The sequence below is a fragment of the Hymenobacter sp. UYAg731 genome (assembly GCF_054061335.1).
This window is the reverse complement of sequence record NZ_JBSSEC010000002.1, coordinates 770,362-782,982: the sequence shown is the minus strand read 5'-3', so window position 1 is coordinate 782,982 and position 12,621 is coordinate 770,362. Positions and strand designations below refer to the sequence as shown.

At 60.9% G+C, this 12,621-nt stretch carries 10 protein-coding genes; 7 read left to right on the top strand and 3 right to left on the bottom strand.

The genetic code is table 11. From position 1 onward, the window contains the following. Nucleotides 1-13 precede the first annotated feature (13 nt). Nucleotides 14-1,453 carry an efflux transporter outer membrane subunit gene (locus tag ACVWYF_RS07735; RefSeq protein WP_457066296.1) on the top strand — a complete coding sequence of 480 codons (1,440 nt, stop codon included), beginning with the start codon at nucleotides 14-16 and terminating at the stop codon, nucleotides 1,451-1,453. Between the two features lie 92 nt (nucleotides 1,454-1,545). On the opposite strand, the gene ACVWYF_RS07730 is transcribed toward ACVWYF_RS07735, so the two are convergent. Next, complete coding sequence (locus ACVWYF_RS07730) at nucleotides 1,546-2,391, bottom strand: DUF4382 domain-containing protein (protein WP_457066294.1); 846 nt, start codon at nucleotides 2,389-2,391, stop codon at nucleotides 1,546-1,548. Between the two features lie 106 nt (nucleotides 2,392-2,497). Continuing rightward, a complete protein-coding gene (locus ACVWYF_RS07725) occupies nucleotides 2,498-5,524 on the bottom strand; it encodes an AsmA family protein (RefSeq protein ID WP_457066292.1) in 3,027 nt (1,008 codons plus the stop codon). A gap of 438 nt (nucleotides 5,525-5,962) precedes the next feature. On the opposite strand from ACVWYF_RS07725, the gene ACVWYF_RS07720 reads away from it, so the two are divergent. The 3 genes from ACVWYF_RS07720 (at nucleotide 5,963) to ACVWYF_RS07710 (ending at nucleotide 9,728) form a co-directional block, all read left to right on the top strand. Beyond that, a complete protein-coding gene (locus ACVWYF_RS07720) occupies nucleotides 5,963-7,246 on the top strand; it encodes an OmpA family protein (RefSeq protein WP_457066290.1) in 1,284 nt (427 codons plus the stop codon). Between the two features lie 124 nt (nucleotides 7,247-7,370). Continuing rightward, nucleotides 7,371-8,390 carry a PorP/SprF family type IX secretion system membrane protein gene (locus tag ACVWYF_RS07715; protein WP_457066288.1) on the top strand — a complete coding sequence of 340 codons (1,020 nt, stop codon included), beginning with the start codon at nucleotides 7,371-7,373 and terminating at the stop codon, nucleotides 8,388-8,390. A 69-nt stretch (nucleotides 8,391-8,459) separates the two neighbouring features. Beyond that, entirely contained in the window at nucleotides 8,460-9,728 is a 1,269-nt protein-coding gene (locus ACVWYF_RS07710) for an SUMF1/EgtB/PvdO family nonheme iron enzyme (RefSeq protein WP_457066286.1), read from the top strand. A 175-nt stretch (nucleotides 9,729-9,903) separates the two neighbouring features. Here the strand turns inward: ACVWYF_RS07710 and ACVWYF_RS07705 are convergent, their stop codons facing one another. Next, nucleotides 9,904-10,605 carry a ComF family protein gene (locus tag ACVWYF_RS07705; protein ID WP_457066284.1) on the bottom strand — a complete coding sequence of 234 codons (702 nt, stop codon included), beginning with the start codon at nucleotides 10,603-10,605 and terminating at the stop codon, nucleotides 9,904-9,906. A 205-nt stretch (nucleotides 10,606-10,810) separates the two neighbouring features. Here ACVWYF_RS07705 and ACVWYF_RS07700 point away from each other — a divergent pair, with 205 nt between their 5' ends. From ACVWYF_RS07700 to ACVWYF_RS07690, 3 genes are all read left to right on the top strand, one after another. Beyond that, entirely contained in the window at nucleotides 10,811-11,224 is a 414-nt protein-coding gene (locus ACVWYF_RS07700; protein ID WP_457066282.1) for a carboxymuconolactone decarboxylase family protein, read from the top strand. Beyond that, the gene (locus ACVWYF_RS07695) at nucleotides 11,221-11,613 is read left to right on the top strand and encodes a hypothetical protein (protein WP_457066280.1); all 393 of its coding nucleotides are present in this window, start codon (nucleotides 11,221-11,223) and stop codon (nucleotides 11,611-11,613) included. Before ACVWYF_RS07700 ends, ACVWYF_RS07695 begins: the two co-directional genes overlap by 4 nt. A gap of 111 nt (nucleotides 11,614-11,724) precedes the next feature. Then, nucleotides 11,725-12,495: an exodeoxyribonuclease III gene (locus tag ACVWYF_RS07690; RefSeq protein WP_457066278.1), complete on the top strand. Its 771-nt coding sequence runs from the start codon at nucleotides 11,725-11,727 to the stop codon at nucleotides 12,493-12,495. Nucleotides 12,496-12,621 lie beyond the last annotated feature (126 nt).

Here is a 12,621-nt window from a genome sequence, read left to right as displayed (position 1 = left end):
TGTGCTACAACCCATGCGCTTTCCCCTCGCTCTTTCCCTGATTCTTCTCGCCGCTGGCTGCCGCGTGGCCGCGCCCACCGGCCCCGCCGCCAGTCCTGCTACTCCCAAAGCCTTCAACCAGCCCACCGCGCCCGCCGATACCATCAGCGTGGGCCGCACGCCGTGGCGGCAGTTTTTCCAGGACCCCGCGCTGGCCGGCCTCATCGATACGGCCCTGCGGCAAAACCTGGATTTGAAGGTGGCCGTGCAGCGCGTGGAGGTGTTTCAGGCGCAGTACCTGGCCCGGCGCGGGGCGCTGTTTCCCTCGGTATCGGCCGTGGGCACGGCGGGGTTCGACCGCTACGGCAAGTACACCATGACGGGCATTGGCAACTTCGACACCAACCTCTCGCAGAATATCGCCGACAACCAGCGGGTGCCCACCGCCCTCACCCCCGACCTGTTCGTGGGCCTGCGCAGCTCCTGGGAAATTGACCTTTGGGGCAAGCTGCGCAGCCGCCGCAAGGCCGCCTACCTGCGCGTATTAGGCTCCGAGCAGGGCCGCAACCTGATAGTCACCAACCTGGTGGCCAACGTGGCCCGCGCCTACTACGAGCTGCTGACGCTGGATAACCAGCTGGCTATTCTGGTGCGCAACACCCGCTTCCAGCAGGACGGCCTGCGCCTGATTCGTATTCAGAAGCAGGCCGGCCGCGTCACCGAGCTGGCGGTGCAGCAGTTTGCCGCCCAGGCCCTGCGCACCGAAAGCCTGGCCTACGAAACCCGCCAGCGCATCACCGAAACCGAAACCCAGCTCAACCAGCTGCTGGGGCGCTACCCGCAAGCCATCCGGCGCGGACCGGCGCTGCCCAGCCAGTCGGGCCTGCCCACCCGGCTCGCCGCCGGCCTGCCTGCCACCGCCCTGCTCCGCCGGCCCGACGTGCGCCAGGCCGAATTGCAGCTCCGCGCCACCAGCGCCGACGTGGATGCCGCCCGCGCCGCCTTCCTGCCCGCGCTCACCCTCACGCCCTACGTCGGCCTCAACGCCTTCCGGGCCAATGTGTTGCTCGACCCCGGCTCCGTGGTGTACGGTGCCGTAGCCGGCCTGGCCGGCCCCATTCTCAACCGCGCCCAGTACCGGGCCGATTTCCGCGAGGCCGTGGCCAACAACTACGAAGGCTACTACCGCTACCAGCAGGCGCTGCAAACCGGCTTCCGCGAAGTGGTGGTGGGCCTGCAAGGGCTCGAAAACTTCCAGTCCGTCGTTAGCCTGCGCACCCGCGAAGTGGCGCAGCTTACCAGCGCCGTAGCTACGTCCAACGACTTGTTCGTGGCCGGCTACGCTACTTATCTGGAAGTGATTACCGCCCAGCGCAGCGTGCTGGAGGCAGAGCTCAGCCTCGCCGAAACCCGCCAGGCCCTGCTGCTGCAAAGCGTGAATCTGTACCGCGCGCTGGGCGGCGGCTGGCAATAACGCCCGGCCCGCAGTACCCGAACAGCACCTCAGCAAGCAAAAAGCCCCAATCCGAAAAGGTTGGGGCTTTTTGCTTGCTGAGGTGCTGCCTTTTAATTCAGGGACGTCGTACCAAGGTCCGTCACTTGGTCATTTACCACGACTACGCCCGTGCGAATCACGTTGCGGTAAGCCGGCTGGCCGGCCGGGGCGGTAGTGCTGGGGAAAAACTGCACCTGATACGTGCCCGCCGCCAAGCCGCCCAACTGGAAGGCGCCCGACGCATCGGCCGCCGTGCTCACCGTATCGGGGGCGAGCAGGCCCGACGTGCGGATGGCCAGAATCTGGGGCCGGGCCGCCGCCGGGGTCACCGTGCCGCGGAGGCCGGCGCGCAGGTCCTGCGCCACCACCCGAATGACGGGCTTGAGCAGGTACCGCTCCTTTTTGTCGTTGCCCGGCTTCCAGCCGCCGCGCTCTACAATGGACTTAGCCACGTCGAAATCGAGCAGCAGCTGGAACGTTTCGCGCAGCTTCAAGGTAGCTTTTTCCAGCTTCAGCTTCACGCCGGAGGTTTGGCCGCTGGGCGTTTTCAGGTCGTACTGCTGGCCATCGCGGCCGATAACGTAGCTGTTCGGCCCCAGGATGAGGCGAATTTCCTTGAGGTCGCCGGGCGCGAAGTCATCGCTCACCAGCAAGGCCGAATTCCCATTCACATAATCCAGCACATTGATGGTGCGTGGGGTAAAATTCAGGGTTTTCCAGCCGTCTGGGTCGCCTTCATCTTTCAGATGCACTTCCACCTGGCGCACGTCGAGCAGCACGCTGCTGTAGTCGCCGGGCGCGTCCATCAGCCGCACTTCGAGCTTCGACGTGTTGGCGCTCTCATCGGAGCTTTTGGAGCAGCCCGCCAGGCCCAGCAGGGCTATGGCAGTGAGGGGCAACAGGTTTCTGAACATCATCGCGTTGGTGTTGGTTAATTATTGAATTAATACAAAGCCCCGAATATCAACAAGATAGTCGGGGCTTCTACTCCAACAATTCGGCCAAAGTTGCTTTTCACCGAAGCTACGGCTTGGTGGTATCGGCCGGCTCTACCGCCTTGGGCTTCGGTTTGGGCTTGTTGAAGAGGCTATTAAAGCCCTTCGCCAACTGCTCCTTGGCCTTGTTGGCGGCGTCGATGCGCTGCTGCTGCTTGTCCTTGGCCGCTTGGGCGGCGGCTTCCTCGGGCGTCTGGCCGGCGCGGCGCACGCTGTCGTCCTTGCTGATGGCGCGGGGCTTCACGCCCAGCAGGTCGAGGGCTTTTTGTTTGGCCACGTTCTGCACCAGCGCTTTGCCCTGGTCCTTCATGCTGCCGCTGGTGAGCTTCACTATCGGGGCTGTCATCGTACCGCCGATGTTGAGGCCCAGCGTCACGCGGTCGGTGCCCTGAATGTTCTGCACGCCCGTGAGGCGGGTAAGCTGGCCGTTGAGGGCATTACCCAGCTTGCCGGTGGGCGTGTTGATAGCCGTGACGTAGGCTAGCGCGCCGGTCAGGCTGTTCTGCCCACCCAAGGTCATCTTGATGTCGCCAATGGTCAGGTCGAACGGCTGCACCACGAGGTTGCCATCCACCAAGTTGGCCTGAATTTTCTTATTCACCACCACCAGCGTTTTCAGCTCGGGCAGCGTGGTCAGGCTGGCCACTTTCGTCATCACCTCCGATTGGTTGATGGCCGCCCGCACCACGTCGAAAATGCCCTTGCCGCTCAGCGTGGCCAGGTTCGGGAACATATCCGGCCCCATTTCGCCGCTCACGTTAAACGTGGTCCCGAACACGCCCTCCACCTGGCTGGCCAGCGGCACCAGCGTCTTAATGGTGTTGAAAGCCGAAAAGGCCTTCTGGAAGCTTAGGTTGTTGATGTTCAGCCCAAAATTGAATTTCGGGTGCGCCAGATTCTTGCTGCTGTAGCTGCCCGTGGTCCCAAAGCTGCCACCCAGCGTATTAAAGGTCAGGTTCTTGAGCGTGGCCGTCTGGTCGTTCACCGTCACAATGCCCTTGGCATCAGTCAGTTTCAGGTTGTCATACGTCACGTTGTCGACGTGGCTGTTTAGCACCAAATCAAAGAACTTCGGAATCTGGAGCACGCCGTTGGCCTTGGCCGGGGCCGCGCCGCCGGTAGCCGTGGGCTTGGCCGATACCTCGTCCACCATCCACTCGTTCACGTTGAAATTGCGCGAGTTAACGTTCAGGTTACCCTTCAGCGACTGCCCCGGCGTGAACAAATAGCCCAGGTAGTTGCTGATGGTGCCCGACGCCGCAAAGTCGGAGCTGCCGGCCACGCCGTTCACATTTTGCAGCGCAATCTGGTTGTTGTTGAAAGTGGCCGTGCCCGAGCTGATTTTCACGCCTTGCGGCAGGTCTTTGCTCTTGTAGGTCACGTTGGTGGCCTTCACTGTGCCGCTGGCTACCACGTTCTGGTAGCGGCCGGCTTCCACGTCGGCCATGTTGCCCTTGGCGGCAATGTCGCCGGCCACGCGGCCCGTCACGGTCATGCCCTGGAGCGGGAAAATCTTCGTGATTTTGGTCAAATCCACCGTGCCCCGCACGTTGGTATCGAACACCGGCTTGTCGATGTTGTGCGCGCTCAGGCGGCCTTCCAGCGGCTCACCCTCCAGCAACATCTTAAACTGCGGCAGGTTTATCTGCGTGTCGTTCACCTGGCCAGTGGTATTTACCACTGTACCGCTGAGGTTAATATTCTCAATCGGGGCCGGGAATTTGGCTGATTTCACAAATCCGTTGGTCAGCCGAATGGCGGCGTTCACCACCGGCATCTGCGTTTTCGAGTAGATGCCCTTCGCCGTGCCATCCACGAAAAACTGCCCGCGCATAGCCAAATCCTTCACCGGGTACACCTTCAGGGCTTCCTCCAGATTCACATTAGCTTTCACGCGGCCGTCCACCTTCATCGGGTTTAGCCCGTCGATGGCTACGTTGCCATCCACCGGGTCGGGGCCGAGGTCGAGGTGAAACTGGGGAATATTGATTTTCACGTCGTTGGTCACGCCCGTGGGGTTGCTCACCTGCATCTTCAGGTTGATGTTTTTGGCCGCCCGGGGCAACTCGGGGTATTTGAACTGGCCGTTGGTCACGGTTAGGTTCACGCCGTAGCCAGGCAGCTGCGTGGCCGTCTGCGTGCCCTTGGCAAAGCCATCAAACGCCACTTTGCCGCTGGTTTCAATGTTTTTAAACTTGTCGGTGTAAGCGCCCGGCACCAGACTGAGCAGGGTTTTAAAGTCCGTTTCCAGCGCCTTAAACGTGATGTCGTAGGTGATGTCCGTGGCATTGGGCAGTCCAATTGCCCCGGCGAAGCTGAACGGAAAGTCATTGAGCTTGAATTTATTATCCTTGAACGTGTACAGGCTCTTATTCAGGTCCATGTTCAGGGTCACGTCGGCGTCGAGTTTCTTGTCCGTCACGTAGGCCACGTTATTGTAAGTCATGTCCAGGTCGGTAGCCGTGGTCTGCGACTTCATGTCGAACACGTTGCTGGCGAAATCGCCGCTGCCAGTGTGGTTCACGCCGCGCGCCTCCATGCGGAAGGGCAGGGTCAGGTCTTCATAGCGCAGATGGCCGTCGGTCAGCTTCCAGCCTTTGATGGCCAAGCTCACCTGGCTGGTATCCTGGCCCTTGGCCGCAGCCGCCGAGTCCGAAATCACCACATCCCAGTTAGCCAGTCCGCTTTTCAGGCGGCGCAGGCTCAGGTTGGGCCGGTCCAGCTCCACGTTGTTAATCTTGATTTCCTGGCCTTTAATTACCGTCATCACGTCCAAGCCCACGCGCAGGCTGGGCAGGTAGGCCAGCGTGTCGCGGCTGAACGAGTCGAGCCCGATGATGCGCAGGTTCTTGATATCCAGCGTCAAATCCGGAAACGAGTGGAATACGCTCACGTCGATATCGGCCGGATTGTATAGCACCTTGGCCCGCACGCGCTGAGCAATCTGCTTGTCGGCCAGCGCCCGCAGCTTGTCTTTGAACAGAAACGGGGCCGCCACAGCCGCCACTACCAGCACAATAACCAAGGCCAGCAACCCCAACAAAATCTTTCGCATAGCAAGTCCTCTTAAATGAATTAATCGCAACAAAGGTAAAACCCTGACTGTGCCACAATTTGAGGCTTAATCGACGAGCATCCCATTTCAATCGAGCGATAATAACGAGTGCGAGCTCAACAGTTGGCACAGGTGCTGTCCGAATCATCGCTCACGCGGGCATGCAGCCCGACTCCTGCTATCCGTTTTTTATCAGAAAAGTGAAATTATTAAATTGGATTAGTCATAAATAATTACCTAATTATTCTAAACATATTTTTGCACTATCTTTGGCCTGGGGTGGATGTTGTGGGTTTTATTTGGCAACAGCTGTTTGTTCAAACCACTCACAAGGGCGGTTTAGCATAAACGATAGTCAAAAACCCAAGGTCTATCCATTTGAAAAACAAAAACTTATATTTTTAACCAGGGCCTTACCCTTGTTATTTCTGCATTCATATGAAGCATTTTTTACCCGTTGTTTCGCTGGTCGTACTGGGGTGCCTCTTGGAATCAGCCCATTCTGCACAGGCCCAAAACCCGGCCATGAGCCTGATGGGCAGCGTGCAGTCCGATTCGCAGGCCCCGCTGCCGGGCGCAGCCATCACCGTCATTCATTTGCCGTCCGGGGTGCGCCACGCGGCCGCTACCGACGCGGCCGGCCGCTTCGTGGTCGCCAATCTCATGGTGGGCGGCCCCTACCTGATACGGGTCGGCGAAGGCGGCTACCGCCCGCAGACGGTGGAGAATATTTTCCTCGAAACGGGCAAAACCGCCAACTTCACCGTCACCCTGAACAAGCTCGGCGATGCGCCCATCAAAGGCGGTAGCAGCCGCAACAGCCCCGCCAGTACGCCCACTTTGGCCCTTGCTAACGAGGCCGTGGTGGGCGGCCCCGTGCTGGTGACCACCCTCAGCGCCCCACCGCGCCCCACGCGCTCGGCCGTTGGCACCAGGCCGGCGGCCATGCATCCGGCGAGCACGCCAGCCCCGTCCATGTCGGCAGCACCCGCATCTACTCCGGTAGCTGCGGCCCCCACGCCGGCTGCTCCAGTAGCAATGGCTTCGGCTACTGTGCCGCCCGCTGCCGGCCCGGCCGCCTCGAATGCAGCTCCGGTAACGGCTGCAGCGCCGGCCGCTTCAGAAGGGGATTCACGCTATCCGCGCTACAATAACCGCTACCCGGCCCGCCGGCCCGCCACCCGCGTGGCCGACCCCATTGTGCCCGGCCACTTCGATGCCAAAACCGGCAACTACTACTACGAAACTGGCCAACCCACCACCCTCAAGCTGCCCGGCGGCGGAGCTATTGCGAATGTGGGAGCCAACTCGACCGAAAGCTACCTGTTCCGTTTCCTCAGCGACCCGCAGGTGCGGGTCGACTCCGTAGACCTGACCCGGGGCTGGTACAATTTCGACCGGGTCTATTTCGAAGCCGGCAAGGCCACGCTCACGCCCGAGTCCGTGAGCCAGCTGCGCAACATCGCCACGCTGCTGCGCGCCTACCCCAAAACCCGCATCAAGCTCGGCGGCTACACCGACGACACCGGTACCTATAAGGTAAACAAAGAATTGAGCGAAGCCCGCGCCCGCACGGCCTGGGCTAGCCTGGTCGAAATGGGCATCAGCCCCAGCCGCCTCGACGCCCGCGGCTACGGCCCCAACTACTCCATCTCCTCCAACGCCACCGAAGAAGGCCGCGCCCAGAATCGCCGCCTGAGCGTGAAAGTGCTGCAAAAATGAGCCCCAGCCGTTTCAGGCTTCGTGAGGCCGGGACGTATCTTCGCCAGGCCGGCGCACTAATTTGCGCCGGTTTGGCGTTATGCCTGTCCGTATGCCAGTGCCTTCTTCCCCGTTGTTTAGCAAGTTGATACGCCCCGCCTCGCTGGCCGGGCTGCTGGCGGCGGGCACTACCGGCAACGCCCACGCGCAGGATGTCTTTTTTTCCCAGCCCTTTGCCACCCGGCTACACACCAACCCGGCGTTCACGGGACTAGTCGATGATTACAGCGTCACACTGAGCTACCGCAACCAGTTTCCCAGCCTGGCGGGCTCGTTCGTCAGCACCCAACTCGCCGCCGACCTGCGCCCCAACACCGCGGGCCAACATCACGCCCTGGGCCTGCTCCTCAACCAGGACCGGACCGGTTCCGTGGGCTACACCCGCCTCGAAATCGGCGGCCTCTATGCCTACCACACCCGCCTCACCAAAACCATCGCCCTGAGTGGCGGCCTGCGCGCCAGCTACGGCCGGCAGCGCGTGGGATATGACAATTTCGTGTTCGGCGACCAGATTCGGGAAGACGGCAGCGTGGGCGGCCCCTCGGTCGAAGCCTTGGATTTTGCGCCCGTCAACTATTTCAGCGTGGGTACCGGCGTGGTGGTGTACTCTGAGCAGGGATGGCTCAGCCTGGCCGGGCAGCACCTCAACCAACCCGACCTGGGCTTTCGCCAGCAAAGCCAGCTCCCGCTTTCCCTGAGCATCTCCGGCGGCTACAAGTTCTTCGTCATCAAGCCCGGGCCGGGCATAGCTACCCGCGAAGTAAGCTACACGCCGGTAGCGGCTTACACTCGCCAGGGCGGCTCGCAACGCATCGAAACCGGGGTGTACCTCACGGCCTCGCCCGTGACGCTTGGCGCGGTATATCGCAATATTTCCCTGCCGGGCAGCGTTAGTCCTCAACACGTACTGGCGGCGGTGGCGGGCATTCAGGCCGGCGGCCTGCGTCTGGGCTACAGCTACGACGTGGGCCTGAGCCGCCTAAGTGCCGATTTGGGCGGTGCCCACGAAGTAACGCTGGCGTTGCGGGCGTTTGACCGATTGGAAAATGCCCATCGTCGGCTAAAAAGACGTGTTTACCCGGTGGCCCCTTGCCCGGTATTTTAATATTTTGTATTATTGCGTCCTAATTGCGCTTGCTAACCCCTCCTCACCCATACGGATTTTAACTTTGTTATGAAATTAAATAATTATCTACGCTTAGCTTTGGTGGGCGCGATAGCCCTCGCCGGCTGTAGCAAGAAGGGTCCGGCCTCGGCCACGAACCCCGGTAAATATTCCTCCACGACGGGTATCGAATACAATACGGAGAAGGGTATGGCGGTAGCCAACTTCAAGAAAATTCCCGAAGGCCCCGGCCTCGTGTTTATCGAAGGTGGCCGCACGGTGCTGGGCTCGCAGGAAGAGGACGTAACCATGACGCACGATAACATCGAGCGCACGGTAACCATCGCCTCGTTCTACATGGACGAAGCCGAGGTAGCCAACATTCACTGGCTGGAATACCTGCACTTCATCCGCACCGATTCGGCGGAAGAGTTTTATAAGTCGGCCCTGCCGGACACTACCGTTTGGGCGCGCGACCTGTCCTTCAACGACCCCTACGTGACCTACTACCTGCGTTATCCCGGCTTCCGCTTCTTCCCCGTGGTGGGCGTGAGCTGGCTGCAGGCCGATGACTATTGCACCTGGCGTACTGCCAAGGTGAACGAGCGTCTCGCCTCCGGTGGCGACAGCAAGGGCGGCAAAGGCGGCCTGTTCAGCAAGAAAAAAGACAAAGGAGCTGCTGCCGGTGCCGAAGGCACTGCCGGTGCCGCCGGTGCCCTGGGCACGGGTAAAAGCACTACTTCTATTGAAAACGGCAACACGCTGCCCAACTACCGCCTCCCCACTGAGGCTGAGTGGGAGTACGCTGCTCAGGCCCTCATCGGCACCCAGGAAGTGGGCAACGAAAACCAGGAGGAGAAGCGCATTTATCCTTGGGATGGCAAATCGACCCGCAACGCCTACGGCCGCAAGCAGGGCCAGTTCCTGGCTAACTTCAAGCGGGGCCGGGGTGACTACGCTGGCATCGCCGGTAGCCTGAACGACGGCGCCATGATTACCGAGCAGGTATATGCCTATCCGCCCAACGACTACGGCCTCTACAACATGGCTGGCAACGTGAACGAGTGGGTGCAGGACGTGTACCGCCCCCTGTCGTTCCAGGACGTGGAAGACCTGAACCCCTTCCGCCGCAACGGTGTGGGTGACCCCGCCGAGAAATACGACAAGAAAGGCTACCAGTCGCTGATTGACGACCACGTTCGCGTGTACAAAGGCGGTTCGTGGCGCGATGTGGCCTACTGGCTCTCGCCCGGTACGCGCCGCTTCATGGCCGAGGATTCGGCCACGGCAACCATCGGTTTCCGTTGCGCAATGATTAACGCCGGCTCGAACAAGTAAGACCACGGATTCGCCCGGATTTTAGCGGATTTCACAAATTTTGTAGACGCCGCGCCAACAAAAAAGGCTTGCCAGATGGCAGGCCTTTTTTATTGCCTAAACGGCAGGGAATTCATCAACCTCCGTCGTCCACAGAATCTGTGAAATCCGCTGAAATCCGGGCGAATCCGTGGTCCTAGCGGTCTGCGCACGCAATGGCGGCAATGCTGACCTCGGCCGCGCCGGCGGCTAGCAGCACGGCGCCGCAGGCTTCGAGGGTAGCGCCGGTGGTCAGCACGTCGTCGACGATGAGGATGCGGCGGCCAATAATTGCCGTCGGGTCTTCGACTTCGAAGACCGTGGCCACGTTTTCCCAGCGCTGGGCGCGGTTCTTTTTGGTTTGCGTTTTGGTGTTGGTGGTGCGGCGCAGGGCGGTATTGGCCGCCGGTATTTTCAGTCCATCCGATAAGCCGGTGGCGAAAGCGGCGGCTTGGTTGTAGCCGCGCTTGGCCAGCTTGCGCGGGTGCAGCGGCACGGGAATGATGAGGTCGAAATCAGCGGCTAGTCCTGCCGCGTGCAACTCGGCCCCGTAGAGCTGGCCGAGGGCGGTGCCCACATCGCGCTGGCCCTGGTATTTGAGCTCGTGCAGCAGGTGCTGCACCCGGCCGTGGCGCACGAAGCGCAGGTAGCTCAGGGCGTGGCGGATAGGCAGCTTGCCCCAGAAGCGGCGGCCCAACGGGTTTTGGTCGGGTGGCAGGTGGTGGTAGTCGGTGTAGGGCAGTTCGGCGCGGCAGCCGGTGCAGAGGTGATTTTCGCCGGTCACGAGGGGCTCGCGGCAGGCCAGGCACAGGCGTGGGTAGATGAGGCCGAGGAAATCCTGCCACAGGGTGCGGAGCATGGCGGTAGAATGGGGAAGGGTTTGGGAGTAATTTTGGAGAAGCAATGTAGCCGATTGTTTGCTAACAGGCTCAACCAGAACGGTCACGTTGAACTTGTCGAAGCAGTTCTAGAGCTTCGTTGTTATGGCACTGATTACTGCCACGGTAGAGCTGCTTCGACAAACCCAGCATGACCGTTCTTTTTTCTCAGAATATCCCCTAAAAATGTCCCAAGTAACCGAATTCAACGAGTACCGCCAGCGGATGAACGCCACCATCCTGGCGGCTGATAACAAGGTCATCAAGCGGTTTTTCAACCTCGACACCAACACCTACGCGGCCGGCGCGCTCGACGTGAAAACCAAGGAAATGCTGGGCCTGGCCTGCTCCATGGTGCTGCGCTGCGATGATTGCATCAAGTACCACGTGGGCAAATGCTTCGAGGAGAAGCTGACCGACGAGGAGATTTACGAGATATTCGCCATCGCCAACATCATCGGCGGCAGCATCGTGATTCCGCACTTCCGCCGCGCGGTGGAGTACTGGGAAATCCTGAAATCGGAAGCCGGAGCTGAGGCCCACGATGGCACGGCCCTGGCCGCCCACAAAGCCGAACACGACGGCCAGCCCCACGCATGAGCGAGGACCTGAACCCCGCCGCTCCCGCCGAGCACCCCGAGGCCGAAGCCGACTTCGAGGCCCGTTGGGAGACCCTGATGGTGGAGATGGAGGCCCGCTTCAACAAACGCCCCGACCTAAACGCGCTGCTGCTGCTCATCGGCATCCAGGAGCTGAACCAAGGCCTTTCCGTCTTCACCAAGGAGGAAAAGCAGGACCTGATGCACATTGCCACTTGCCGCCTCTTCAGCCTCAGCGGTCACTACGAAAAGACGCATGTAGACGAGGACGGCTGGCCGCACTACAAGCTGCTGCGCCCCGTGCCCTTTGCCAACCTGAAGGAGCAGGAGCGCATGCTGAAGTGGCACGTGCTGGAGTATTTCGCGCTGGACCCAGGCGACGAGCTGTAAAGTAGTCTGGACTCTGCGAGTCCGGGCATGAGCGCAGCGAGCATTCGAAACCGGACGATAGTTGCGCCGCATATGCCCGGACTCGCAGAGTACAGGCTACAAACAACCATTATGAAAATCGTTTCCTACAACGTCAATGGCCTGCGCTCGGCCCTGAGCAAGGGCCTGCTGGATTGGGTGGCGGAGACCGCGCCCGACGTGCTTTGCCTCCAGGAAATCAAGGCCAGCCGCGAGCCGATGGACGTATCCGGCTTTGAAAAACTGGGCTACCACGCCTACCTGCACCCGGCCCAAAAACCGGGCTACAGCGGCGTGGCCATCTTCTCAAAAGTGGAGCCGAAAGCCGTGGTACACGGCTGCGGGCAGAGCTGTTATGATGACGAAGGCCGTGTGCTACGGCTCGATTTTGAGAATGTATCGGTGCTGAATACGTACATGCCCTCGGGCACGAGCGGGCCGGAGCGGCAGGCTTTCAAAGTGGAATGGTTGCACTTTTTCCGCGCCTACGTGGCCCAGCTGCGGGCCGATGGCAGCACGCCGCCGCTGCTCATCGGCGGCGATTTCAACTGCTGCCAGACGGCCATCGACCTGCACAACCCCAAGGCCAACCAGAACAGTCCCGGCTACACGCCCGAGGAGCGGCAGTGGTTCGCGGACTTTCTGGGCGATGGGCTGGTAGATACCTTCCGGCACCACCACGGCGAGGCCACCGGCCATTATTCGTGGTGGAGCTACCGGGCCGGCTCACGCGGCCGCAACGTGGGCTGGCGCCTCGACCACTGGCTGGCCGACGCGGCGCTGCAACCGCGCCTGACCGGCGCGGGTCTGTTGCCCGACGTGGTGCATTCGGACCACTGCCCGGCCTGGGTGGAGGTGGTGTAGCGCTGACTTTGTGTTCTGCTCACCTGTGCCGCAAGATTCGGCCCAATGGCATGAGGACGCGGACTACAAAGTCCGCGCTACATCGAACCAAGCAGGCCGCTCCCGTTGTATCTTTCCCAACTAAGA